Source organism: Cellulomonas sp. KU4C, assembly GCF_056868065.1.
Map to the genome: position 1 here is coordinate 3,754,786 of NZ_CP200322.1, position 23,072 is coordinate 3,777,857.

Sequence of the window (23,072 nt, forward strand, 5' to 3'; positions counted from 1 at the left end):
GGCACACGCCCCGCAGGGCCCGACGCCCCTGCCGGGATGCGGACCCGGGCCGGGAGCAGCAGCATGTGACCCGAACCGACCGAGGAGGACGTCCATGACGCAGGACCCCACGGACCGACCGACGGGTGTGCTGCCCGACGGCGACCCCGACGACGCGGCCGAGCAGAGCACCCCCGGCTCCGAGGGCGACGGACCCGAGTCCGGCTACGTGGCGCCCACCGACGAGGAGACGTCGCCGGGGACGACCCACCCGGACGGACGGTGACCGTGGACGCGCGCACGCCCGGGGAGCAGGGCGCGCACCCCCGGCCGGACGCGCCCGACGCGCCGCGCTCCGCGAGCGCCGACGAGGTGCCGGACCTGGCCGGTGCGCTGCGCGAGCAGGTGGACTCCTGGCGGGTCGAGGCCCTGGGCGAGCTGCACGGCATGCTCGCCACGACGGTCCGGCTCGACGCCCTGCTCGAGGTCATCGTGCGCCGCGCCGCCGAGCGGGCCGGGGACCGGGTCTCGGCCGCGATCACGGTGCGCCTGGGCGGCCGCTCGGCCGTCGCGGCGACGACCGACGAGGCCGCCTCGGCCTGCGACCACGCGGAGCAGGCGGCGGGCGACGGCCCGTGCCTGGAGGCCGCGCGCGTCGAGCGGCTGATCACCGTGCCCGACGTGTCCGCGGACGCGCGCTGGCCGCAGTGGCGGGACACGACGCTCGCGAACGGCTTCGCGTCGGCCGCCGCGGTACCCGCCTCCTCGCGCGCGGGGGCCGACCTCGACCTGGCGATCAACCTCTACAGCCCGACGCCCGGCGACTGGGACCCCGAGGCGCTGGCCGCGGTGGGCCGGTTCGCCGACGACGCCGCGGGGGCGGTCGCGGTCGCCGCCCGGGTCGAGGAGCAGACCCAGGTGAACACCGACCTCAAGCAGGCGATGGCCTCGCGCGCGGTGATCGACCAGGCGCTCGGCGTCATCATGGCGCAGAACCGGTGCGGTCCCGAGGAGGCGTTCGGCATCCTGCGCCGGGCCTCCCAGCACCGCAACGCCAAGCTGCGGGACGTCGCGGCCCTGGTGGTCGCGCAGGTGTCCGGCGCCGAGCCGCACAGCGCGCACGAGTTCCGGGACCGTCCGACCGGCTGAGCCGCGCCCGCTCGTGCGGGTCCCGGCGCCCGCCTGCGCGCCGGGGCCCGCTCACCCGACCGTCGACGCCCGCACCACCACCCGGAACGGCACGTCGACGCGCTCGGTCGCCCGGCCCGGGTCCTCGATGCGCCGCACCAGCAGCCGCACGGCCTCCCGGGCGAGGAGCCCGAGATCCGGCGCGACGGTGGTGAGCCCGGCGTAGCGGGACTCCTCGATGTCGTCGAACCCCGCGACCGCGACGTCCCCGGGCACCGTCAGGCCGGCGCCCCGCAGCGCGTGCACCGCGCCGAGGGCGAGCAGGTCGTTGAAGCACAGCACCGCGTCGGGCCGGTCCCCGCCGCCGAGCAGCGCGCGGACCGCCCGGACGCCGTCCTCGCGCCGGTAGGCCGGCACGCGCAGGTCGAGCCGCCAGTCGGGGCGCAGCCCGGCGTCCGCGAGCGCCGCGACGTGCCCGCGCCAGCGTTCGGCCCCGGTGCCGGGCGCGTCCTGCCGCCCGACGACGGCGATCCGCCGACGACCCGCGGCGAGCAGGTGCGCGGTCAGCTCCCGGGCCGCCCGCTCCGAGTCCATCGCGACGTGGTCCGCCCCGGCGCCGTACCGGTGCTCGCCGAGCATGACGAGCGGCGTGGCGCCGATCCGCTCGGCCACGACGCGCTCAGGGGTCACGAGCGGCGACAGGATCACCCCGTCCACGAGCCGCGACGCCAGGTCGACGAGCGCGACCCGCTCCCCCTCGAGCTCGCCGCGGGTCTCCTCGATCACCAGCACCCGGCCGTGCTCCTTGGCGGCCCGGCCCGCGGCCGACGCCAGCGCGGCGAAGTACGGCGAGGTGAGCTCGGGGACCGCGAGCGCGAGGATGCCGGACCGGCCGTGCCGCAGGCTGCGCGCGCTGGCGTTGGGCCGGTAGCCGAGCGCCTCGACCGCGGCGAGCACCCGCGCCCGGGTGGCGTCGGTGACGTGCGGGCGGTCGTTGACCACGTTGGACACGGTCTTGAACGAGACGCCGGCCCGGGCGGCCACGTCCCGCAGCGTCACACCCACGTCGTCACCCGCACGGGGTCACCGCGACGGCCGCCGTCGGCCCGTCGAGCACCGGCGCCCCGTCGGCGCCGAACCGCAGCGGCGTCAGCCACGTCTGCCGACCGGGGTACCCGGTGCCGACCGCGTCGGGCCGCCAGGCGTGGTGCACGTACCAGGTCGCCCCGCAGGCGGTGGTGACGACGCTGCCGTGCCCGGGTCCCGCGGCGTCCGCGGTGCTGCGCATCACCGGACGGTCCAGCGGCTTGGTCCAGGGCCCGGTGAGCGCGTCCGCGACGGCCCAGCCGACCCCGTAGTCCGCGGAGCCGTAGTCGTTCGCCGAGTAGAGCAGGTGGTAGCGGCCGTCGTGCACGTGCACGGTCGGCCCCTCGACCAGCGCACCCTCCCAGTCCTGGTCGTGGGTCACCAGGTCGACGGGACCGTCGCCGACCAGCGTCCGGCCGTCGGGGGCGAAGCTGCCGCGCCCGGATCCACGACCGGACCCCGATGTGGTTGCCGTCGTTCTTCCACAGCAGCCAGGGCGTGCCGTCGACGTCGACGTACGGGGACGCGTCGATCGACCCGCCCTCCTCGTGCTCGCAGACCAGCGGGGCGTCGGCGTCGTCCACGAACGGCCCCGCCGGGTGGTCCGCGACGGCGACGCCGATGCACTGCTGCTGCGTCGCCCGCTCGGTGGCGGTGTAGTACGCGAGGTAGCGGCCGTCCAGGGCGACGACCTCGGGCGCCCAGTGCCGCCCGGGCGCCGTCCACGACGCGAGCACCGGCATCCCGTCGCCGACCGGCGCCCAGGTGACGAGGTCGTCGGACCGCAGCACCGGCATCGTGCCGAGCCTGCCCTGGGTGCCGTAGAGGTACCAGGACCCCTCGGTGCGCAGCACGAACGGGTCGGGCAGGTCCCCGTCGTGGACCGGGTTGGTGAAGCCGGTGGCCGTCGCCTCGTCGCGGAGCACCGGGTCGGGCCCCGGCGCGGCGCACCCCGCGAGCGCGATCGCGGCCAGGAGCGTGGCCCCGCGGGACCGCGTCGCGGCGCTCATCCCTTCAGCCCGCTCCGGGCGACGCCCTCGATGATGAACCGCTGGGTGAGCAGGAACAGGACGATCACCGGGACCGACGCCACCACGGCGCCGGCCATCACCGTCGGGTGGTCGGTGGCGTACGCGCCCTGGAGCAGCTTCAGCCCGGCGGGCAGGGTGAGCCGCTCCGGGCTGAACAGCACGTACACGGGCCAGATGTAGTCGTTCCAGTTCCCGAGGAACGCCAGCACCGCGAGCGTCGCGAGCGCGGGGCGGGTGTTGGGCAGCACCATCCGCGTGAACACGTGCCACTGGTTCGCCCCGTCGAGCGCCGCGGCCTCCTCCAGCTCCGCGGGCAGCCCCACGAAGAACTGCCGCAGGAAGAACACGCCGAAGGCGCCGGCCGCGCCGGGGACCACCAGCGCCCACAGGGAGTCGGTCCAGCCGAGCGCGTCGATGGTGAGGTAGTTCGGCATGAGGAACACGAACGCCGGCAGGAACAGGGTCGAGACGATGACGCCGAACACGAGCCCGCGCCCCCGGAACCGCATCCGCGCCAGCGCGAACGCCGCGGTCGAGGCGACCACGAGCACCAGCGCCGTGTGCAGCACCCCGGCGACCAGCGAGTTGAGGAACCAGCGCAGCACCGGGTACGGGCCGTCCAGGCCGAGCAGCCGGTCGTACGCGGACAGGTCCACGTCCTGCGGCCACAGGGTCGGCGGCGACGCCGTGGCCTCCCCGTAGGACTTGACCGAGGTGAGCAGCATCCAGACCAGCGGGCCGAGGAACGTGAGCACCACGACGAGCACCAGCGCCGCGACGACGGCGCCGCCGAGACCGCGGCGCCTCACGACCGCTCCCGCAGGGCCACGAAGCTGACGATCGACACGACGCCGAGCCCGACGGACAGGGCGTAGCCCATCGCCGCGGCGGCGCCCATCCGGTACTGCCCCATGCCGGTGTCGAGGATGACCATCAGCGCGGTCCGGGTGGACGTCCCGGGACCGCCGCCGGTCATCAGGTCGGACTGGCCGAACATGTTCGCCGAGGCCAGCACGGTCATCGTCAGGACGAACGCCAGCACCGGCCGCAGCCCCGGCAGCGTCACGTGCCGGAACCGCTGGCGCGCGGACGCGCCGTCCACCCGCGCCGCGTCGTAGAGCTCCGCGGGGACGTCCTGCAGGCCGGCGAGGTAGATGATCGTGTTGAACCCGATCGTCCACCAGAGCGTGACGCCGACCAGCGACACCCACGCCCACGGCTGGGCGGTCAGCCACGGCACCGGGTCGCCGGCGCCGAGCGCGTGCAGCACCCGGTCGAGCCGGGTCGTGGCGAGCAGGTGGTTGAGCACGCCGAGGTTGGGGTCGAGCACGAACCGGAACAGCACGGCGACCACCGCGACGCCGAGCACGTACGGCAGGAACACCACGGCCCGCAGGAACGTCCGCCCGGGGAACCGCCGGTTCAGCGCCATCGCCAGCAGCAGGGGCGCGGTGAGCAGCAGCGGCACCGACGCGACGACGAAGATCCCGGTCGCCGCCATGCCGTCCCAGAACCGCTGGTACAGCACGCTCGCGGGGTCGAGCAGGTCCGTGTAGTTGGCGAGCCCGACGAACGGGCGGGTCGGCATCAGGTGGTCCCAGTCGTGCAGGGACATCCAGAGCCCGCGCAGCGCGGGGAAGGCCACGAACGTCCCGAAGACCGTGAGGAACGGGGCCAGGAACAGGTACGGCGTCCACACCGCACCGCGCCGCAGGGGGCGTCGGCGGGCGGGCGCCCCGGACGGGGCCGCGGTCATCGGGCGTAGCGGTCGCGGTTGTCGGCCAGGACCTGGTCGGCGCGCCGCGCGGCGTCCGCGAGCGCCTCCGCCGGGGCCTTCGTGAGCAGCACCGCCTCGTTCAGCGCGGTGTAGAGCTCGCCCACCGCGTCGCCGATCCCCGGGACCGACGGGATGAACCGGAGGTCGTCGACCTGCTCCGCGACGGCGGCCTGCGGCGCGAGGGCGGCGAACTCCGCGGACTCGCGGGCGGACCGCCGCGCGGGCACCTGGCCGCCGACCGCCCACGCGGCCGACTGCTCGGACACCCAGCTGATGAACGTGCGCGCCGCCTCGAGCTGGGCGTCCGTCGTGCCGCGCTGCCGGGTGAGCACGAAGTTGTGCGACCCGGCCCAGGCGGCGTCGACGCTGCCGATCCGCGGCAGCCGGCTCACGTCCCACGTCAGCGACGGGATGGAGTCGAGGGTGTTGATGGACCAGATGCCGTTCCAGTTGTACGCGGCCTGGCCGTTCTGGAGCGCGATGATGTCGGCGTCCTGCCCGACGTCGCGGGCGCTCCACCCGCGGTGGACGGCGTCGACCATCCAGGACAGCGCCTCGACGCCCTCGTCCCGGTGCCACGCGACCGTGGCGCCCTCGCCGTCGAACAGGTCGCCGCCGAACTGCCAGATCAGCGACTGGAGGGTCTGACCGCCGGTGAAGGTGTGCGGGCTCATCCAGTGGCCGGCGACCCCGCGCGCGAGCAGCGTGTCGAGCGCCCCCTCGTAGGACGCCCGGTCCAGCGGGTGTGCTGCGGGGTCGAGCCCCGCGTCGGCGACCACGCCGGTGTTGACGAACAGCGCGAGCGGGTGGACGTCGAGCGGGATGCCGTACCGCGCGCCGGCGTAGATGCCCGCGTCCCACACCGTCGGGATGAAGTCGTCGGCGGTCAGCGCGAGGTCGGCGGCGACGTCGTCGACCGGCTCCAGCAGCCCGCGCGCGGCGGAGGTCGGCAGCGAGTCGAGGTGCTGGATCGCCACGTGCGGACCCTGGCCCGAGGTCAGGGCCGCGGGCAGCTTGGCGTGGTAGTCGGCCCACTCCATCGTCGTCATCGTCACGGCGATGCCCGCGTGCTCGGCGTTGAACCGGTCCACGAGGTCCTGCATCACGGGGCCGTCACCGCCGGTGAAGCCGGTCCAGAACGCGAGCGGGGTCTTCCCGCCGGCGCTCGCGGCGCCGGCCGAGGTCGGGCCGCCGCCGGCGCAGGCGGCCACGGCGGCGCCGAGGCCGAGCGCGCCGACGCCGGCGAGGAAGCCCCGCCGGCTCACCGGTGGGAGCTGCGGGCGTGCGGGGGTGGACGAGGTCTGGCTCACGGGGTGGCTCCTTCGCCATCGGTGCCAGGTGGGCGGCGGCTGTTCGCCTCCCCGGCGGTGCTGCGGGTCGCGTGCAGACCTATGAGTATCGGGGAGTTCCCCCGTTGTAAACCCCCAGATCAGTAGCGCGCGACCCCGCGGCACCCCCGCACCGGCCCCCGCACCACCTGCGCGTCAGCGCAGCGCGGGCCCGCCCGCGAGCGCGCTCTCGGCCTCCACCAGCACCTCGGCGGCGTCGTGGTGCGCCCGCGGCGTGCGGACGAGCAGCGCCGCCGCGACCGCCGCGAGCAGGGCGACCGCCGCCGCGACGACGAACGCGGTGTGCAGCCCGCCGAGGAACGCGTCCTGGGCCAGCGCCGTGGTGGCGGGGTCCAGCCCGTCGGGGACCAGACCCTGCCGGACGCCCTCGTCACCGGCGAACGTGACGCCGCCCAGCCGCGCGGACGTCCCGGCGGTCACGACGGCCGCGAGCACCGCGGTGCCGAGCGCGCCGCCGAGCTGGAGCGAGGTCGCCTGCAGCCCGCCCGCGACGCCCGCCAGCCGCACCGGGGCGCTGCCGACCACCGCGTCGGCACCGGCGGTCATCACCATGCCGACCCCGAGGGCCAGCACCACGAACGGCACCGCCATGCCGAGGTACGGCGAGTCCACGTCGACGCCGGTCAGCGCCAGCAGCGCGACCGCGATCAGCCCGAGGCCCGCGGCCATCGGCACCCGGATGCCGAACCGGCCGACCAGCGCCGCGCCGATCGGGGACGCGACGACCGAGACCCCGCTGAGCGGGAGGAGCATCACGCCGGCGGTGAGCCCGTCGACCCCGCGCAGGTTGAGCAGGAGCAGCGACAGGAAGAACGTCACGCCGAACAGCGCGAAGAAGTTCGCGGCGACCGCGACGGCTCCGACGGTCAGGGTCGGGTCGCGGAACAGCGTCAGCGGCAGCAGCGGCTCGGCGACCCGGGTCTCGACCACGCCGAACACCCCGAGCAGCAGCAGGCCCGCGGCCAGCACGCCGAGCGTCAGCGGGCTGGTCCAGCCCCAGGACTCCGACTGCACGACGGCCAGGACGACCGCGCACAGCCCGAGCGCCAGCAGCACGACGCCCGGCACGTCGATGCGGGCCCGGCCGGGCGCGGTGCTCTCCTCGAGGACCCGGCCGCCCAGCAGCAGCCCGACCAGCGCGATGGGGGCGTTGACGAAGAACACCCACTCCCAGCCGAGCGTGTCGACGAGCAGCCCGCCGACGATCGGCCCCGCGGCGATCGCGACCGACGACACCCCGCCCCAGACGCCGACGGCGGCGCCGAACTTCTCCTTCGGGAACGTGGCCCGCAGCAGCGCGAGGGTCTGCGGCATCAGCAGGGCGGCACTCAGGCCCTGGAGCGCGCGGAACGCGATCACCCCGCCGGTGCTGCCGACCAGGCCGATCGCCACGGACGTGACGGCGAACGCGGCGACCCCGGTCAGGTACATCCGGCGCCGACCGAACCGGTCGCCGAGCGTGCCGCCGAGGATGAGGAACACGGCGAGGCCGAGCAGGTAGGCGTTGGTGATCCACTGCAGCTGGGCGAACGAGGTGCCGAGGGACGCGGAGATGGCGGGGTTGGCGACCGAGACGACGGTGCCGTCGAGACCGACCATGAACAGGCCGAAGCAGACGGCGGCGAGCGTGGGCCCGGGGGCGCCGCGGGCGGGACGGGTGGACGAGGGCATGCGGGCGCTCCAGGACGATCGGGATGAGTTATGGAACTATAACTATCGATCCATCACCATCGCTACGATGGCCCGTGTGACCTCGCTCATGGGACCGACCCCGACGGACGCCGACCTCGCCGAGCTCGCCGACCTGGTGCTCACCGTCGCCCGCGACCTCCAGGGCCGGCGCACCACCGACGTCGCCCCGCTCACCCCCACCGAGACGACCGTCATCCGGCACCTGCACCGGCACCCCGGCGCGTCCCCCAGCAGCGTCGCCGAGGGCACCGGCCTGCACCGCAGCAACCTCAGCACCACCCTGCGCCAGCTGGAGGCCAAGGGCCTGGTCGAGCGCACCCACGACGAGCACGACCGCCGGACCGTGGTGCTGCGCCCGACCGCGCGCGCCGTCCAGGACATCGCCCGGCTCCGGGCGCACTGGGCGCAGCGCCTGCACGCCGCCCTCGACGGCGACACCACGGGCCTGGGGACGGCGAAGGCCCTGCTCGAGCGCGTCGAGCAGGGCCTGGCACCGCGCGGCTGAGGGAGGTCAGTCGCGGTCGAACTTCGCGCCCAGCGCCTCCAGCTTCGCGGTGAAGTTCTCGTACCCGCGGTCGATCAGGCTGATCCCGCGCACCGCCGAGGTGCCCTGCGCCGCCAGCGCCGCAATGAGGTGGCTGAACCCGCCCCGCAGGTCCGGGACCTCGATGTCGGCCGCGGTCAGCGGGGTCGGGCCCGAGACGACCGCCGAGTGGTAGAAGTTCCGCTGGCCGAACCGGCAGGGCCGCCCGCCCAGGCACTCCTTGTAGACCTGGATCGTCGCGCCCATGCCGCGCAGCGCGTCCGTGAAGCCGAACCGGTTCTCGTACACCGTCTCGTGCACGATCGACAGCCCCTTGGCCTGGGTCAGCGCCACGACCAGCGGCTGCTGCCAGTCGGTCATGAACCCGGGGTGCACGTCGGTCTCCAGCACGATCGACGACAGGTCGCCGCCCGGGTGGAAGAACCGGATGCCCGCGTCGTCGATCGTGAACTCGCCGCCGACCTTGCGGAACGTGTTGAGGAACGTGGTCATCTCCGGCTGCGAGGCGCCGCGCACGTAGATGTCGCCGCCGGTCGCCAGCGCGGCCGACGCCCACGAAGCGGCCTCGATCCGGTCGGCCAGCGCGGTGTGCTGGAAGCCCACCAGGCGGTCGACGCCCTCGATGCGGATGACCCGGTCGGTGTCGACCGAGATGATCGCGCCCATCTTCTGCAGGACGTGGATCAGGTCCATGATCTCGGGCTCGATGGCCGCGTTGGTCAGCTCCGTGATGCCCTCGGCGCGCACGGCGGTGAGCAGCAGCTGCTCGGTGGCCCCGACGCTCGGGTACGGCAGCGTGATCTTGGTGCCCTGGAGCCGGCGCGGCGCGCGGATGTGGATGCCGTTCTCGCGCTTGTCCACCACGGCGCCGAACTGCCGGAGGATGTCGAGGTGGTAGTTGATCGGCCGGTCACCGATCCGGCAGCCGCCCAGGTCGGGGATGAACGCCTCGCCGAGCCGGTGCAGCAGCGGGCCGCAGAACAGGATCGGGATCCGGCTGGACCCGGCGTGGGCGTCGATGTCGGCGACGTGCGCGGACTCCACGTCCGTCGGGTCGAGCCGCAGCGTGCCGGCGACGGGGTCCGCGTCCACGCGCACGCCGTGCAGCTCCAGCAGGCCGGTCACGACGCCGACGTCGCGGATCTGCGGGACGTTGCGCAGCTCGCTCGGCGTCTCGCCCAGCAGCGCGGCGACCATCGCCTTCGAGACGAAGTTCTTGGCACCACGGACGGTGATCTCCCCGGAGAGCGGGGTGCCGCCGTGGACGTTGAGCAGATCGGTCATCCGCCTATGGTCGCTCACCGGCGGGCGTGCCCGCGCACCGCCCGCGCCGCGGCGCGCAGGTGACGCCAAACCTCCACAAACCCGGCGGCGACGACCGACGCGACGAGCCCGGCCCCGCGGTGCGCGGGACCGGGCTCGTCGGCGGTGCGGGCGTCAGGCGCCGGGGCGGCGACCGAGGCTCAGCTCGACCGGGCGGGCGGCCGTGATCTCCACCGGCGGCAGGTGCTTGGCGGGCAGCGTCTTCGGCCGCCACGCGTCGCGGGTCGCCTCGAACGCCGTGATCTCGGCCTCGTGCTGGAGGGTCAGGCCGATGTCGTCGAGCCCCTCCATCAGGCGCCAGCGGGTGTAGTCGTCGACCTGGAACGGCACCACGACGTCGTCGCAGGTCACCGTGCGGCTCACGAGGTCGACCGTCACCTCGGTGCCCGGGGTGGTCTCGAGGACCTTCCAGATCAGCTCGATGTCCTCCTGCGCGAGCTGCGCGGCGACCAGGCCCTGCTTGCCGGAGTTGCCGCGGAAGATGTCGGCGAACCGGGACGCGAGAACGGCCTTGAAGCCGTAGTCCTTGAGCGCCCACACGGCGTGCTCGCGGGACGAGCCGGTGCCGAAGTCCGGGCCCGCGACGAGCACGGAGCCCGCCTTGTAGGCGTCCTGGTTCAGCAGGAAGTCCGGGTCGCCGCGCCAGGCGGCGAACAGCGCGTCCTCGAACCCGGTGCGGGTGACCCGCTTGAGGTAGACGGCCGGGATGATCTGGTCGGTGTCGACGTTGCTGCGGCGCAGCGGGACGCCGACGCCGGTGTGCTGGGTGAACTTCTCCATGACGGTGCTCGTTCCTGGGTCGAAGGGGGCGTCGGGGGCGTCGGCGGCTCAGGCCGGCTGGAGGTCCAGCGGGGAGCCGTCGGGCACGGCGACGTCCGGGCCCAGGTCGGACACCGAGGACAGCGTGCCGCGGATGGCCGTGGCGGCCGCGACGAGCGGGGACACGAGGTGCGTGCGGCCGCCCTTGCCCTGCCGGCCCTCGAAGTTGCGGTTCGACGTGGACGCCGACCGCTCCCCCGGGGCGAGCTGGTCGGGGTTCATGCCCAGGCACATCGAGCACCCGGCGTTGCGCCACTCGGCGCCGAAGTCCAGGAAGATCCGGTCCAGGCCCTCGGCCTCGGCCTGGAGCCGCACGCGCGCCGACGACGGCACCACCAGGACGCGCAGCGAGTCGGCCTTGCGGCGGCCCTGCACCAGCTTCGCGGCGGCGCGCAGGTCCTCGATGCGGCCGTTGGTGCACGAGCCGATGAACACCGTGTCGACCGCGATCTCGCGCAGCGGCTGGCCCGGGGTGAGGCCCATGTACTCGATGGCACGCTCGGCGGCGACGCGCTCGTTGGCGTCCGCGATCTCCTCGGGCACCGGGACGCTGCCCGACAGCGGCAGGCCCTGCCCGGGGTTGGTGCCCCAGGTGACGAACGGCTCCAGGTCGGCGGCGTGCAGCACGACCTCGGCGTCGAACGTGGCGTCGTCGTCGGTGCGCAGCGTGGACCAGTACTCCACCGCGGCGTCCCAGTCGGCGCCCTCGGGGGCGTGCGGGCGGCCCTTGAGGTAGTCGAAGGTGGTCTGGTCGGGGGCGATCATGCCCGCGCGGGCGCCGGCCTCGATCGACATGTTGCAGATCGTCATCCGGCCCTCCATCGACAAGGACCGGATCGCCTCGCCGCGGTACTCCAGGACGTAGCCCTGCCCGCCGCCGGTGCCGATCTTCGCGATGACCGCCAGGATGATGTCCTTCGCGGTCGCGCCGAGCGGGAAGCTGCCCGTCGACGGTGATCGCCATCGTCTTGAACGGCGCGAGCGGCAGCGTCTGGGTGGCGAGCACGTGCTCGACCTCGGAGGTGCCGATGCCGAACGCCAGCGCGCCGAACGCGCCGTGCGTGGACGTGTGGGAGTCGCCGCAGACGACGGTCAGGCCCGGCATCGTCAGGCCGAGCTGCGGCCCGACCTGGTGCACGATCCCCTGGTCGGCGTCGCCGAGCGAGTGCAGCCGGACGCCGAACTCCGCGGCGTTGTTGCGCAGCGTCTGGATCTGCGTGCGCGACGTCTCGTCGGCGATGGGCAGGTCGATGTCCAGCGTCGGGGTGTTGTGGTCCTCGGTCGCCAGGGTGAGGTCCGGCCGGCGCACCGGGCGGCCCGCGAGCCGCAGGCCCTCGAACGCCTGCGGGCTGGTGACCTCGTGCACGAGGTGCAGGTCGATGTAGAGCAGGTCGGGCGCGCCGTCCGTGCCGCGCCGCACGATGTGGTTCTCCCACACCTTCTCCGCCAGTGTCCCGGCCATGTCGGGTGTCCTCTCCGCTGGTCCGACGGTGGGGGCCGTCGGTGCCTCTCTGGGTGTCGCACTTGCGTCTCAGCCTTCGAGACGCCAATATCGACCTATGGACAACTCTAGCGGAGTCGGCGTGCTGGACAAGGCCGCCTCGGTCCTCAACGCCCTGGAGGCCGGACCCGCCACCCTCGCGCAGCTGGTCAACGCCACCCATCTTGCCCGCCCGACGGCCCACCGGCTGGCCGTCGCGCTCGAGCACCACCGCCTGGTGGGGCGCGACATGCAGGGCAGGTTCGTCCTGGGGCCGCGACTGACCGAGCTGGCGAGCGCGGCCGGCGAGGACCGGCTGCTCGCCGCGGCGGGCCCCGTGCTCGCCGCGCTGCGGGACCACACCGGCGAGAGCGCCCAGCTCTACCGCCGCCAGGGCGACCAGCGCATCTGCGTCGCCGCCGCCGAGCGGCCCATCGGCCTGCGCGACTCGATCCCCGTCGGCGCGACGCTGACGATGACCGCCGGGTCCGCCGCGCAGATCCTGCTCGCGTGGGAGGAGCCCGACCGGCTGCACCGCGGGCTGCAGGGCGCCAAGTTCACCGCGACGATCCTGTCCGGTGTCCGCCGCCGCGGCTGGGCGCAGTCGGTGTCCGAGCGCGAGGTCGGCGTCGCGAGCGTCAGCGCCCCCGTCCGCGGCCAGTCCGGCCGGGTCGTGGCGGCCGTGTCCATCTCCGGCCCGGTCGAGCGCCTGAGCCGCCAGCCCGGCCGCCTGCACGCCGCCGCGGTGGCCTCCGCCGCCAACCGCCTGACGGAGGTCCTCCGCCGCACCGCCGAGTGATCGGCCGGTCGAGGTCGAGGGTTTCACGCGAGGTCGAGGGTTTCACCCCCGGCTTTGGCGCGAAACCCTCGACCTCAACCGTCACGGTCACGGTCACGCAGAAAGGGCCGGTCACCTTGCGGTGACCGACCCTTCGCGCTGTACCCCCAAGGGGATTCGAACCCCTGTTACCGCCGTGAGAGGGCGGCGTCCTAGGCCTCTAGACGATGGGGGCCTGGACGATCTCACCACCGGAGCGGTGTGACCGGGAACTACTGTACTGCATCCTGCCCGGCTCTTTCAAATCGCTCTTCCGAGCCATTCTGCGAAGCCTTGCTGGGGTACCAGGACTCGAACCTAGACTAACTGAACCAGAATCAGTCGTGCTGCCAATTACACCATACCCCAATGGCATTCAGCGCCATCTCGACCACCCCGCGCACCAGCATCGCGACGCACGGAGCGCCGATCTGCGGGTGGAGGAGCGGCGTCAACCGGACGCCTCACCGACCGAGAACATTACCGGACGGGATCGCTGGCACCAAACCGGCCGCTGGGAGACGTGGATCACGCCGCCGGGAGGGCCGCCCCGGGCTCAGAGGCCGAGCACGCCCGGGAAGCTCCGCCAGCGTGGTGATCACCACGTCCGACGGCGCCGGCTCCCCCGCGTTCGCGTCCTTCGCTCCCAGCCCCGGACGGGCCAGCCAGACGCCCCGCAGCCCCGCGGCGGCGGCCGCGCGGGCGTCGACGTCCAGCTCGTCGCCCACGTACGCGGTGCGGCCCGGCTCCGTGCCCAGCCGGCGGCACGCCTCGGCGAACACCCGCGGGTCGGGCTTGCCGAACCCGAGGGTGTCGACGCCGACCAGCAGCGGCACCTCGTCGACCAGGCCGACCGCGGTCAGCTTGGCGACCTGGTAGGCCGTCGCGGCGTTCGTCAGCGCGCCGACCCGGACCCCGGCGTCCAGCAGGTGCCGGACCACCGCGGCGGCGTCGTCGTGGGCCGCCCAGGCTCCGGTGAACCGCTCCTCGAACAGGGCGTTCCACCGGTCGTAGGCGGCGTCGTCGAGCACCGGGCCGCCGAACGCCGCGTGCAGGTCGTTGGCGCGGGCCATCCGCTGCTCGCGGTAGCCCACCTCGCCCCGGGTGTACTGCCGGTACCGACCGCCGGCGTCCGCGCGCCAGTGGTCCAGCAGCGCGGTGTCCCCCGCGGCGTCGAGGTGCGGCAGCCACCGCTCCCGGACCGCCGCCAGCGCCTGCGCGAACGCCCCGTGCGTGTCGACCAGGGTGTCGTCGACGTCGAACAGGACCCCGTCGACGGGCCGGCCCGTCACAGCGAGGCGCGCAGCGCCGCGAACCGGGCGAGGGTCGAGGCCTGCCCGAGGATCTCGAGCGACTCGAACAGCGGCGGCGACACCCGGCGCCCGGAGACGGCGACGCGCAGCGGGGTGAACGCGAACCGCGGCTTGATGCCCAGCCCGTCGACCAGCGCGGCCTGCAGGGCGTCCTGGACGGCCTCGGTGGTGAACCCGTCCGCCGGGAGCGCCGCCAGCGCCTCCGTGGCCGCGTCCAGCACCTGCGCGGCGGTGTCCTTGAGCGCCCCGCGGGCGTCCTCCTCCACCACCAGGGCGTCGTCCGCGACGAACAGGAAGCCGAGCATCCCGACGACCTCGCCCAGCAGCGTCACTCGGGTCTGGATCAGCGGCGCGCCCGCGTCGAGCAGCGCGCGGTGCTCGGCGGACAGGTCGGCGTACGCGTCCGCGGGCACCAGACCGGCACGGTGCAGGTAGGGCACCAGGCGGTCGCGGAAGTCGTCGGGGGCCAGCAGCCGGATGTGCTCGGCGTTGATCGCCTCGGCCTTCTTCAGGTCGAACCGCGCCGGGTTGGGGTTCACGTCGGCGACGTCGAACGCCTCGACCAGCTCGGCGACCGAGAACACGTCGCGGTCCGGGCCGATCGACCAGCCGAGCAGCGACAGGTAGTTGAGCAGGCCCTCGGGTGTGAACCCGCGGTCGCGGTGCAGGAACAGGTTCGACTCGGGGTCGCGCTTGGAGAGCTTCTTGTTGCCCTCGCCCATCACGTACGGCAGGTGCCCGAACTCCGGCGCCACCGTCGCGACGCCGATGTCCAGCAGCGCCCGGTACAGCACGACCTGGCGCGGGGTGGAGGACAGCAGGTCCTCGCCGCGCAGCACGTGCGTGATGCCCATGAGCGCGTCGTCGACGGGGTTGACCAGCGTGTAGAGCGGCTGGCCGTTGCCGCGGACGATCACGTAGTCCGGCACGGAGCCGGCCTTGAACGTGATCTCGCCGCGGACCAGGTCGGTGAACGTCACGTCCTCGTCGGGCATCCGCAGCCGCAGCACGGGCTCGCGGCCCTCGGCGCGGTAGGCGGCCTTCTGCTCGTCGGTCAGCGCGCGGTCGAAGCCGTCGTAGCCGAGCTTCGGGTCACGGCCGGCGGCGCGGTGCCGGGCCTCGACCTCCTCGGGCGTCGAGAAGGACTCGTAGGCGTGGCCGGCCGCCAGCAGCCGGGCCGCGACGTCGGCGTACAGGTCCATCCGCTGCGACTGCCGGTAGGGCTCGTGCGGGCCGCCGACCTCGACGCCCTCGTCCCAGTCGAGGCCGAGCCAGCGCAGCGCGTCGAGCAGCTGCTGGTACGACTCCTCGGAGTCGCGCGCGGCGTCCGTGTCCTCGATGCGGAACACGAAGGTGCCGCCGACGTGCCGGGCGTACGCCCAGTTGAACAGCGCCGTGCGGATCAGGCCGACGTGCGGCGTCCCCGTCGGGCTCGGGCAGAAACGGACCCGGACGGCGCTGCCGGCGGACGGGACGGGATCGGTTGCACTCACGCCGCCCACCCTAGCGAGGGTGGGCGGCGTGCCGAGAACGCTCAGGACCGACGCAGCACCGGGTTGCGCAGCGTGCCGATCTCCTCGACCTCGACCTCGACGACGTCCCGCTCGACGATCAGGCCGACGCCCGCGGGGGTGCCGGTGAGGATGACGTCGCCGGGCAGCAGGGTCACGACCTCGGAGATGTACGAGATCAGCGCCGGCACGTCGAACACCATCTGCGACGTGCGGCCGTCCTGCTTGGCCTCGCCGTTGACCCGCGAGCGCACGGCCAGGTCCTCGACGTCGAGCCCGGGGACGATCCACGGTCCGATCGGGCAGGACGTGTCGAAGCCCTTGGCGCGGACCCACTGGCCGTCGGTGCGCTGGGCGTCCCGGGCGGTCACGTCGTTGGCGACGGTGAAGCCGAACACCTTGCTCAGCGCGTGCTCCGGGCTGACGTCCTTGGTGACCTTGCCGATGACGACGGCGAGCTCGGCCTCGTAGGAGACCTCCTCGGTCCAGTCGGGCAGCACGATCGGGTCGTCCGGGCCGACCACCGCGGTGTTCGGCTTGAAGAACAGCAGCGGCGCCGTCGGCACCTCGTTGCCCATCTCGGCGGCGTGGTCGGCGTAGTTCCGGCCGACGCCGACGATCTTGGACCGCGGGATCACCGGGGCGAGCAGGCGGACGCCGTCGCCGAGCGGGATCCGCTCACCGGTGGGCTGCACCGGGGTGTAGATGGGGTCGCCGGAGATGACGACGAGCTGCTCCTGACCGGGATCGCCCTCGACCAGGGCGTAGCGGGGGTCGTCCCCCGTGGTGAACCTCGCGATACGCACGGGGACAACCCTAGCCGTCAGACCCGGGCCAGCACCTCGCCGTGCAGCACGGCGAACCAGCCGTCCGGGGCGTCGCCCCACTCGCGCCAGCCGGCGGCCAGCTGCTCGAGCGCGACCTCGTCGGCCAGCCCGTGCGCCACGGCCTGGTGCGCGAAGTCCGACGCGACGCAGCGCTCGGCCCACAGCCCGGCCCACCAGGTGCGGTCCTCCTCGGACGCGTACGACCAGACCCCCGCGGTCGCGACGAGCGCGTCCGGGTCGAAGCCGGCGGCCAGCGCCCAGGAGCTCAGCCGGCGGCCGGCGTCGGCCTCCGCGCCGTTGGCCTGGGTGACCTCGTGGTAGAGCGCGGACCACTCGTCGAGCACCGGCGAGGCGGGGTACCAGGTCATCCCGGCGTAGTCGGCGTCCCGCACGGCCACCACACCGCCGGGGCGGGCGACGCGGCGCAGCTCGCGCAGGGCGGCGACCGGGTCGCCGAGGTGCTGGAGCAGCTGGTGGGCGTGCACGACGTCGAACGTGCCGTCCTCGAACGGCAGCGCGTACGCGTCGCCCACCGCGAAGGTCACGTCCGGGGCGCCCTCGGTCGCGGCGGCCTCCGCGCGCGCCAGCTCCAGGACCGCCTCGGACCGGTCGACGCCGACCACCCGGCCCGGCGCGACGCGCGCGGCCAGGTCCAGGGTGAGGTTGCCGGGGCCGCAGCCCACGTCGAGCAGCGACTGCCCGGGCTGCAGGGCGGGCAGCAGGTAGGCCGCCGAGTTCTCCGCGGTGCGCCACCGGTGGGAGCGCAGCACGCTGTCGTGGTGGCCGTGGGTGTAGACCTCGGCCTCATGCGTGTCAGTCACCCCCCGACGGTAGTGGCGCCCGGGGTGCTCGTTCCAGTGCGCGGTACGTGCCGTCCCGGTGGGCGAGACAGGCGGGTCCGGCGGCTACCGTGGCCGCCATGCAGCGGATCACCGGCGTGGACGTCGCCCGCGGGCTCGCGGTCCTCGGGATGCTCACCGCCCACGTCGGACCGGGCGAGCCGGACTCCCCCTGGCCCTGGTCGCTGACCCAGGTCGCCGACGGCCGGTCGGCCGCGCTGTTCGTGCTGCTGTCCGGCATCTCGGTGGCGCTGATCTCCGGCGGCCCCGACCCGGCGGTCGGCACCCGGCGGGTCCAGGCCCGCACGAAGCTGCTGGTCCGCGCGTTCGGCGTGCTCGGCATCGGCGTCGTGGCCGTGCTGCTGGGCACGCCCGTCGTCGTGATCCTGCCCACCTACGCCGTGCTGTTCGCGGCCGCGGTCCCGCTGCTCGGCGCGAGCCCGCGGCGGCTGCTGACCGGCGCCGTCGTCGTGGCGCTGGCCGGCCCGGTGCTGCGCCTGGCGCTGGAGCCGGCGTTCGCGCGCCTGCCCGGCCGGGCGTGGACCGACCTGCTCGTCGGCGCGTACTACCCCGCCGTCGTCTGGTTCGCGTACGTCCTGATCGGGCTCGCGGTGGGCCGCTGCGACCTGCGGGACCGCGCGGTCCGGCTGCGGCTGCTCGGTGCCGGCGCCGGCCTGGCGGTCCTCGGCCACGGGGCGTCGGCGGTCCTGACCCGCACCCTCGGTCCCGGCACCGGCCTCGACGCGCTGGTCACCACCGAGCCGCACTCCAGCAGCCCGCTCGAGGTGGTCGCGAACACCGGCGTCGGGCTCGCCGTGCTGGCGCTGTGCCTGCTGGTCGCCGACGCCGCGCCGCGGCTCGTCGCCCCCGTCGCCGCCACGGGTGCGCTGGCGCTGACCGCCTACACGGTGCAGCTCGTCGGGATCGCCGCGCTCGGGTCCGCGGTGGTGTGGGAGCCCGACGTCGTCACCTGGATCGCGTTCCTGGTCGTCACGCTCGCGGGCTGCTGGCTGTGGCGGGCGGCGTTCGGCCGCGGGCCGCTGGAGCGGGCCCTGCACACCCTCGCCGCCCGGGCGTCGGACGTCGCCCCGGACCCGCTGCCGCCGCGCTGACCCCGCCGGACCCCGCGGGCACCGGACGGCACCGGGCGGCACCCGGCGTCACGGCCAGTCGAGCCGCCGGTCCCAGCGGTCGCCGTCCCGGGAGTAGCGGACCCGCAGGTGCGCCCGGTCGTGGTCGCCCTGCCACAGCTCGACCTCGTCGGCCTCGACCGCCCACAGCTGCCAGGTCGACGGCACCAGCCGCGGGTCCCGGTCCACCCGGGCGCGCGCCTCCCCGACCGCCGCGACCATGTCCTCCACGGAGCGCAGCGGCTCACCCGGACGTGACGCGAGCGCCGCGGCGCGGGCGCTGGGCGACCTGCGCAGGAAGTCCGCCGCGCACTCCTCGGGGTCGAGCAGCCGCACCGCCCCCGCGACCCGGACCTGCCGCCCGAGCGGCTGCCAGTAGAACGTGAGCGCCGCCCGCGGGTTCGCCGCGAGATCCCGGGCCTTGCCCGCGCGGGCGTCCGTCGAGAACACCCACGCGCCGTCGGCGACGTCGGTCAGCAGCACCACGCGCGCGGCGGGCCGCCCGCCGGCGTCCGCCGTCGCGAGGGTCATCGCGTGCGGCTCGGGCACCCCGGCGCTCACCGCCGCGACGAACCACTCCTCGAACGCCTCCACCGGGTCCGCCGGCAGCGCGTAGGGGTCGACCTCGGGCAGGTCGCCGGTGAGCGCGGGCAGGCCGCGCAGCCACTCGCGCAGGGTCGGTCGGGGCACCATCGCCCCAGTATCGGTCCGCCCCGGCGGCCGGACCCGGGACACCGGTCCCGCCGCCGCCCGGTCCCGCCGCCGCCCGCTCCCGCCGAGGTCGCCCCTCCCGGCCGAGGTCGCCGGTCCTCGGGTGCGACCTCGGCCGGTTCCCCCGACCTCGGCAGGCCGGGGGGTGCCGTGTGGCGCGGGGGTGCCGTGACGGGCGGGCGGGCGCTCGCGTCAGGCCAGCTCGAGCAGCGGCTGACCCGCGGTGACGTGGGCGCCCGGCTCGACCAGGCGGGTCAGCGTGTCCGGCGGCGCCTCCAGCCCGATCACCGGGCAGATCGCCGAGCGCCCGCCGGCCTCGACCGCCGCGGGGTCCCACTCGACCAGCAGCTGGCCCGGCGTGACGGCGTCCCCCTCGGCGACGTGCAGGACGAACCCCTCGCCGCCGAGCTGCACGGTGTTGATCCCGAGGTGCACCAGCACGCCCCGGCCGCCCTCCGCGAGCAGCACGAACGCGTGCGGGTGCAGCTTCGCGACCGTGCCGGCCACCGGGGCGACGACCCCAGCGACGCCGGTGCCCGTGTCCGGCGCGAGGGCCAGACCCGGTCCGACGATCTCCTGCGCGAACACCGGGTCGTCGACGTCCGCGAGCGCGTGCACGACGCCGGTGACGGGCGCGAGGACCGTCAGACCCGCCATCAGCGCAGGTCCTCGATGTCGGAGGCGAGGGTGTCGGCCTCGGGACCGACGATGACCTGCACGACCGTGCCCTGCTGCATGACCGCGATGGCGCCCGCGGCCTTGAGCACGGACTCGGTGACCTTCGCCGGGTCCTCGACCTCGACGCGCAGCCGCGTGATGCAGGGCTCGAGGTCGACGATGTTCGCGTCCCCGCCCAGTCCGGCGAGGATCTGCTCGGCCTTGCTCATGGTGTGTCTCCTTGGTGGATCCGGTGGTTCGGTCGGTCTGGTCGGTCGGGTCGGTCGGAGGTGGGTCGGTCAGCGGGGGCGGGTCACATCAGGTCCTCGAGGTCGCTCGCGAGGGTGTCGACGCTGGGGCCGATGACGACCTGCACGACGCGCCCGGAGACCATCACCCCGAAGGCGCCGGCGGCCCGCAGGGCCGCGGTGTCGACCCGGCCGGGCTCCTTGACGAGCGACCGCAGCCGCGTGGTGCACGGCTCGATCTCGTCGATGTTGGCGACCCCGCCGAGCCCCGCGAGGATCGCCGCGGCCTGCCCGGTCCCTGCGGTGCTCATCCGGTCTCTCCCGTCGGTCACGGCTCGACCCCCACGCGGATCTCGTCGGCGGTCCGCGTGCGCGGGACCAGGGCGGGCCCGGGTGCGCTGAGCGGCACCCAGACGCTGTACCGGTCGCCGCGGTAGCAGGCGCGCGAGTACATGGCGGGCGTGTCGGTGCTGAAGGTCCGCCGGGTCGCGCGCAGGACCGCGCGGGGGCCGCGCAGGTCGAGCAGCGCGGCCTCCTCGTCGGTGGCCTCCGCCGCCGTGAGCGTCTCCTCGCCCCACGACGGGTCGAGCCCGACGGCGCGCAGGGCGTCGTGCATGCTCGGCGGCGGCCCGTCGGCCAGCAGGTCCGGCACGAGCGCGACGGCGACCCAGTGCTGCTCGATGCTCATCGGGGACCCGTCGGCGTAGCGCACCCGCCACAGGTGGTGCAGCGGGGCGCCGACGTCGGTGCCGAGCGCGTCCGCGGCCTCGGGCGACGCGGGCACGGTGCGGGCGTCCAGCACCCGGGTCTCCGGGCGCATCCCGCGACGGCGCATCTCCTCGCCGAACGTGGTCAGCCGCATCTCGAAGTCCATCCGCTGCGGGGCGACGAACGTGCCGCGCCCCTGCTCGCGGACCAGGACCCCCTCGGCGACCAGCGCGTCGATCGCCTGCCGCACCGTCATCCGGGAGACGCCGAACCGCTCGCAGAGGGTGCGCTCGGACGGCACGGCGTCGCCGACGTGCAGCGACCGCTCGACGAGGTCCATCAGGTAGGTGCGCACCGCCTGGTACTTGTGGCCGGTGGCGGGGGCGACCGTGGTCGCGGGCGCCTCGGGGGCGGGACGGGGCTGCTGGACGTGCACGCGCTCACCCTCCCACCTCGGTCGTCGTCGGCCGCGCACCGGTGCGCACTGTGGTCCTTGACACATCTTCCGGTCTAGACCAGTCTGCTCGCAACTGGTCCAGACAACTTGCCGGACTCGACGGCGACAAGCAAGTTCGACCGCTCCCCTCCCCCTCTCTCGACGAGGAGTCACCATGACCGCCACCACGGTGGACACCCCCAAGCGGGGCATCCCCGGGCTCGCGCAGCTGCAGCGCGTGGGCCGCTCGCTCATGCTCCCCATCGCCTCCCTGCCCGCCGCCGCGCTGCTGCTCCGGCTCGGCCAGGCCGACATGCTCGGCGCGGACGGCCTCGGCGCGAACGCGGACTGGCTGCTGCCCGTCGCCGACGTGCTCGCCGCGGCCGGCAACGCGCTGCTGGGCAACCTGCCGCTGCTCTTCGCGCTGGGTGTCGCCATCGGGTACGCCCGCAAGTCCGACGGGTCCACCGGGCTCGCGGCCCTGATCGGCTACCTCGTGTTCAAGGGCGTCACCGACGCGCTGTCCCCGTACATCCTCGGCAAGCCGGCCGCGGTCGAGCCCGGGGGCGTCCTCGACTCGGCCGACCCGGCGGCGCTCCAGGCGGCGGCCGACGGCGACTACAACGGGCTCGTCCTGCACTCGATCACCGAGGCGCTGGCGGGACCGAAGCAGGAGCTCATCAACTACGGCGTGCTCGGCGGCATCGTCATCGGCCTGACCGCCGCGCTGCTGTTCCAGAAGTTCTACCGGATCAAGCTGCCCCCGTACCTGGCGTTCTTCGGCGGACGCCGGTTCGTCCCGATCGTCACCGCGGGCGCGGCCGTCCTGATCGCCGTCGTCGCGGCCCTCATCTACCCCGCGTTCGACGCCGGGTTCACGTCCGTCGGCGAGTGGGTCACCGGGTCGACGATCGTCGGCGGCTTCGTGTTCGGCACGCTCAACCGGCTGCTGCTGCCGTTCGGCCTGCACCACCTGCTGAACTCGCTGCCCTGGTTCCAGTTCGGGGCCTACGAGGCCGACGGCCAGGTGTGGAACGGCGACATCGCCCGGTTCCTGCACGGCGACCCGACCGCCGGCGGCTTCATGACCGGGTTCTTCCCGATCATGATGTTCGCCCTCCCGGCCGCCGCGCTCGCGATCGTGCACACGTCCAAGCCCCAGAACCGCAAGAAGATCGCCGGCATCATGGGCTCGGCCGCGCTGGTCGCGTTCGTCACGGGCGTCACGGAGCCGCTGGAGTTCGCGTTCGTCTACGTGGCCTACCCGCTGTACGCGATCCACGCGGTGCTCACCGGCACCTCGCTGGCCCTGGTCAACGCGCTCGAGATCCGCAGCGGCTTCGGCTTCTCGGCGGGCGCGATCGACTACCTGCTGAACTTCCGGATCGCCGACCAGCCGCTGCTGCTGATCGTCATCGGGCTCGGGTACGCGGTCGTCTACTACTTCCTGTTCCGGTTCATGATCGTGAAGTTCAACTTCAAGACGCCGGGCCGCGAGGACGACACGGCCGCCGACGCGACCGGCGACCCGGCGTCGGAGGTCGAGGTCCCCGCGACCGCGGGCACCGCCACCGCGACCTCGGCGCCGCCCGGCCGCACCTCCTGACGGTCGACCACCCCGCACAGACAGGAAGGTCCTGCCGGACACGCCGGGCGTGTCGGGCAGG

General features: G+C 74.4%; 23 protein-coding genes, 2 tRNA genes and 2 pseudogenes. 6 read left to right on the plus strand and 21 right to left on the minus strand.

Annotated elements, in window-relative coordinates; all coding sequences use genetic code 11:
- The first annotated feature begins 94 nt into the window (after positions 1 to 94).
- The gene (locus tag AC1VL8_RS17835; RefSeq protein ID WP_483076098.1) at positions 95 to 265 is read left to right on the plus strand and encodes a hypothetical protein; all 171 of its coding nucleotides are present in this window, start codon (positions 95 to 97) and stop codon (positions 263 to 265) included.
- A 2-nt stretch (positions 266 to 267) separates the two neighbouring features.
- Positions 268 to 1,128, plus strand: a complete 861-nt coding sequence (locus AC1VL8_RS17840) for an ANTAR domain-containing protein (protein ID WP_483076099.1) — start codon at positions 268 to 270, stop codon at positions 1,126 to 1,128.
- A gap of 51 nt (positions 1,129 to 1,179) precedes the next feature.
- Here the strand turns inward: AC1VL8_RS17840 and AC1VL8_RS17845 are convergent, their stop codons facing one another.
- The 7 genes and pseudogenes from AC1VL8_RS17845 to AC1VL8_RS17875 all read right to left on the minus strand — a co-directional run bounded on the left by AC1VL8_RS17845 (position 1,180) and on the right by AC1VL8_RS17875 (position 8,021).
- Positions 1,180 to 2,166 carry a LacI family DNA-binding transcriptional regulator gene (locus AC1VL8_RS17845; protein ID WP_483076100.1) on the minus strand — a complete coding sequence of 329 codons (987 nt, stop codon included), beginning with the start codon at positions 2,164 to 2,166 and terminating at the stop codon, positions 1,180 to 1,182.
- Between the two features lie 10 nt (positions 2,167 to 2,176).
- On the minus strand, positions 2,177 to 2,575 hold the full coding sequence (locus AC1VL8_RS17850; RefSeq protein WP_483076101.1) for a family 43 glycosylhydrolase: 399 nt from the start codon (positions 2,573 to 2,575) through the stop codon (positions 2,177 to 2,179).
- 145 nt (positions 2,576 to 2,720) lie between these two features.
- Positions 2,721 to 3,203: pseudogene (locus tag AC1VL8_RS17855) on the minus strand (family 43 glycosylhydrolase); the annotation flags it as partial.
- Entirely contained in the window at positions 3,200 to 4,033 is an 834-nt protein-coding gene (locus AC1VL8_RS17860) for a carbohydrate ABC transporter permease (protein ID WP_389235071.1), read from the minus strand. The gene AC1VL8_RS17860 and the pseudogene AC1VL8_RS17855, both read right to left, overlap by 4 nt.
- Positions 4,030 to 4,980 carry a carbohydrate ABC transporter permease gene (locus tag AC1VL8_RS17865; protein WP_483076102.1) on the minus strand — a complete coding sequence of 317 codons (951 nt, stop codon included), beginning with the start codon at positions 4,978 to 4,980 and terminating at the stop codon, positions 4,030 to 4,032. The genes AC1VL8_RS17860 and AC1VL8_RS17865 overlap by 4 nt, the downstream gene beginning before the upstream one ends.
- Positions 4,977 to 6,311 carry an extracellular solute-binding protein gene (locus AC1VL8_RS17870; protein ID WP_483076103.1) on the minus strand — a complete coding sequence of 445 codons (1,335 nt, stop codon included), beginning with the start codon at positions 6,309 to 6,311 and terminating at the stop codon, positions 4,977 to 4,979. Before AC1VL8_RS17870 ends, AC1VL8_RS17865 begins: the two co-directional genes overlap by 4 nt.
- Before the next feature lie 174 nt (positions 6,312 to 6,485).
- The gene (locus AC1VL8_RS17875; RefSeq protein ID WP_483076104.1) at positions 6,486 to 8,021 is read right to left on the minus strand and encodes an MFS transporter; all 1,536 of its coding nucleotides are present in this window, start codon (positions 8,019 to 8,021) and stop codon (positions 6,486 to 6,488) included.
- A gap of 67 nt (positions 8,022 to 8,088) precedes the next feature.
- On the opposite strand from AC1VL8_RS17875, the gene AC1VL8_RS17880 reads away from it, so the two are divergent.
- Positions 8,089 to 8,547, plus strand: coding sequence for a MarR family winged helix-turn-helix transcriptional regulator (locus tag AC1VL8_RS17880; RefSeq protein ID WP_483076105.1), 459 nt, complete (start codon positions 8,089 to 8,091; stop codon positions 8,545 to 8,547).
- Between the two features lie 6 nt (positions 8,548 to 8,553).
- Here AC1VL8_RS17880 and murA read toward each other — a convergent pair whose 3' ends face one another.
- The 3 genes and pseudogenes from murA to leuC form a co-directional block, all read right to left on the minus strand.
- Positions 8,554 to 9,870, minus strand: coding sequence for a UDP-N-acetylglucosamine 1-carboxyvinyltransferase (gene murA, locus AC1VL8_RS17885; protein ID WP_483076106.1), 1,317 nt, complete (start codon positions 9,868 to 9,870; stop codon positions 8,554 to 8,556).
- Positions 9,871 to 10,023: 153 nt separating this feature from the next.
- Positions 10,024 to 10,689 carry a 3-isopropylmalate dehydratase small subunit gene (gene leuD / locus AC1VL8_RS17890; RefSeq protein ID WP_483076107.1) on the minus strand — a complete coding sequence of 222 codons (666 nt, stop codon included), beginning with the start codon at positions 10,687 to 10,689 and terminating at the stop codon, positions 10,024 to 10,026.
- A gap of 48 nt (positions 10,690 to 10,737) precedes the next feature.
- Positions 10,738 to 12,190 (minus strand): annotated as a pseudogene (gene leuC / locus AC1VL8_RS17895) (3-isopropylmalate dehydratase large subunit).
- 97 nt (positions 12,191 to 12,287) lie between these two features.
- Here leuC and AC1VL8_RS17900 point away from each other — a divergent pair.
- Entirely contained in the window at positions 12,288 to 13,007 is a 720-nt protein-coding gene (locus AC1VL8_RS17900; RefSeq protein WP_389235047.1) for an IclR family transcriptional regulator, read from the plus strand.
- 141 nt (positions 13,008 to 13,148) lie between these two features.
- Here AC1VL8_RS17900 and AC1VL8_RS17905 read toward each other — a convergent pair.
- The 6 genes from AC1VL8_RS17905 to AC1VL8_RS17930 form a co-directional block, all read right to left on the minus strand.
- A tRNA-Glu gene (locus tag AC1VL8_RS17905) sits at positions 13,149 to 13,221 on the minus strand.
- A gap of 101 nt (positions 13,222 to 13,322) precedes the next feature.
- Positions 13,323 to 13,394, minus strand: a tRNA-Gln gene (locus AC1VL8_RS17910).
- A gap of 95 nt (positions 13,395 to 13,489) precedes the next feature.
- On the minus strand, positions 13,490 to 14,317 hold the full coding sequence (locus tag AC1VL8_RS17915) for an HAD family hydrolase (RefSeq protein WP_483076108.1): 828 nt from the start codon (positions 14,315 to 14,317) through the stop codon (positions 13,490 to 13,492).
- Positions 14,314 to 15,831, minus strand: a complete 1,518-nt coding sequence (gene gltX, locus AC1VL8_RS17920) for a glutamate--tRNA ligase (protein ID WP_483076109.1) — start codon at positions 15,829 to 15,831, stop codon at positions 14,314 to 14,316. Before gltX ends, AC1VL8_RS17915 begins: the two co-directional genes overlap by 4 nt.
- A 41-nt stretch (positions 15,832 to 15,872) precedes the next feature.
- Positions 15,873 to 16,655, minus strand: a complete 783-nt coding sequence (locus AC1VL8_RS17925) for a fumarylacetoacetate hydrolase family protein (protein WP_389235038.1) — start codon at positions 16,653 to 16,655, stop codon at positions 15,873 to 15,875.
- 17 nt (positions 16,656 to 16,672) lie between these two features.
- Positions 16,673 to 17,497 (minus strand): methyltransferase domain-containing protein, encoded by an 825-nt coding sequence (locus AC1VL8_RS17930; protein WP_483076110.1) that lies wholly within the window; start codon positions 17,495 to 17,497, stop codon positions 16,673 to 16,675.
- A gap of 98 nt (positions 17,498 to 17,595) precedes the next feature.
- Between AC1VL8_RS17930 and AC1VL8_RS17935 the strand changes: the two genes are divergently transcribed.
- Positions 17,596 to 18,627 (plus strand): heparan-alpha-glucosaminide N-acetyltransferase domain-containing protein, encoded by a 1,032-nt coding sequence (locus tag AC1VL8_RS17935; RefSeq protein WP_483076111.1) that lies wholly within the window; start codon positions 17,596 to 17,598, stop codon positions 18,625 to 18,627.
- 48 nt (positions 18,628 to 18,675) lie between these two features.
- Here AC1VL8_RS17935 and AC1VL8_RS17940 read toward each other — a convergent pair whose 3' ends face one another.
- From AC1VL8_RS17940 to AC1VL8_RS17960, 5 genes are all read right to left on the minus strand, one after another.
- Positions 18,676 to 19,338, minus strand: a complete 663-nt coding sequence (locus AC1VL8_RS17940) for a pyridoxine/pyridoxamine 5'-phosphate oxidase (RefSeq protein WP_483076112.1) — start codon at positions 19,336 to 19,338, stop codon at positions 18,676 to 18,678.
- Between the two features lie 210 nt (positions 19,339 to 19,548).
- Positions 19,549 to 20,013: a PTS sugar transporter subunit IIA gene (locus AC1VL8_RS17945; RefSeq protein ID WP_483076113.1), complete on the minus strand. Its 465-nt coding sequence runs from the start codon at positions 20,011 to 20,013 to the stop codon at positions 19,549 to 19,551.
- Positions 20,013 to 20,243: a PTS sugar transporter subunit IIB gene (locus AC1VL8_RS17950; RefSeq protein ID WP_203669373.1), complete on the minus strand. Its 231-nt coding sequence runs from the start codon at positions 20,241 to 20,243 to the stop codon at positions 20,013 to 20,015. Before AC1VL8_RS17950 ends, AC1VL8_RS17945 begins: the two co-directional genes overlap by 1 nt.
- A gap of 83 nt (positions 20,244 to 20,326) precedes the next feature.
- Positions 20,327 to 20,572 (minus strand): PTS sugar transporter subunit IIB, encoded by a 246-nt coding sequence (locus AC1VL8_RS17955; protein WP_483076114.1) that lies wholly within the window; start codon positions 20,570 to 20,572, stop codon positions 20,327 to 20,329.
- 17 nt (positions 20,573 to 20,589) lie between these two features.
- Positions 20,590 to 21,405, minus strand: coding sequence for a GntR family transcriptional regulator (locus AC1VL8_RS17960; protein WP_483076115.1), 816 nt, complete (start codon positions 21,403 to 21,405; stop codon positions 20,590 to 20,592).
- A gap of 175 nt (positions 21,406 to 21,580) precedes the next feature.
- On the opposite strand from AC1VL8_RS17960, the gene AC1VL8_RS17965 reads away from it, so the two are divergent.
- Entirely contained in the window at positions 21,581 to 23,011 is a 1,431-nt protein-coding gene (locus AC1VL8_RS17965; protein ID WP_483076116.1) for a PTS transporter subunit EIIC, read from the plus strand.
- The last annotated feature ends 61 nt before the right edge of the window (positions 23,012 to 23,072 follow it).

Bases quoted from the DNA above. Each gene is read 5' to 3' on its own strand.
- AC1VL8_RS17835 (WP_483076098.1), top strand. From the start codon at position 95: ATGACGCAGGACCCCACGGACCGACCGACGGGTGTGCTGCCCGACGGC.
- AC1VL8_RS17865 (WP_483076102.1), bottom strand. From the start codon at position 4,980: ATGACCGCGGCCCCGTCCGGGGCGCCCGCCCGCCGACGCCCCCTGCGG.
- AC1VL8_RS17875 (WP_483076104.1), bottom strand. From the start codon at position 8,021: ATGCCCTCGTCCACCCGTCCCGCCCGCGGCGCCCCCGGGCCCACGCTC.
- AC1VL8_RS17880 (WP_483076105.1), top strand. From the start codon at position 8,089: ATGGCCCGTGTGACCTCGCTCATGGGACCGACCCCGACGGACGCCGAC.
- murA (WP_483076106.1), bottom strand. From the start codon at position 9,870: ATGACCGATCTGCTCAACGTCCACGGCGGCACCCCGCTCTCCGGGGAG.
- leuD (WP_483076107.1), bottom strand. From the start codon at position 10,689: ATGGAGAAGTTCACCCAGCACACCGGCGTCGGCGTCCCGCTGCGCCGC.
- AC1VL8_RS17900 (WP_389235047.1), top strand. From the start codon at position 12,288: ATGGACAACTCTAGCGGAGTCGGCGTGCTGGACAAGGCCGCCTCGGTC.
- AC1VL8_RS17935 (WP_483076111.1), top strand. From the start codon at position 17,596: ATGCAGCGGATCACCGGCGTGGACGTCGCCCGCGGGCTCGCGGTCCTC.
- AC1VL8_RS17940 (WP_483076112.1), bottom strand. From the start codon at position 19,338: ATGGTGCCCCGACCGACCCTGCGCGAGTGGCTGCGCGGCCTGCCCGCG.
- AC1VL8_RS17945 (WP_483076113.1), bottom strand. From the start codon at position 20,013: ATGGCGGGTCTGACGGTCCTCGCGCCCGTCACCGGCGTCGTGCACGCG.
- AC1VL8_RS17950 (WP_203669373.1), bottom strand. From the start codon at position 20,243: ATGAGCAAGGCCGAGCAGATCCTCGCCGGACTGGGCGGGGACGCGAAC.
- AC1VL8_RS17955 (WP_483076114.1), bottom strand. From the start codon at position 20,572: ATGAGCACCGCAGGGACCGGGCAGGCCGCGGCGATCCTCGCGGGGCTC.
- AC1VL8_RS17965 (WP_483076116.1), top strand. From the start codon at position 21,581: ATGACCGCCACCACGGTGGACACCCCCAAGCGGGGCATCCCCGGGCTC.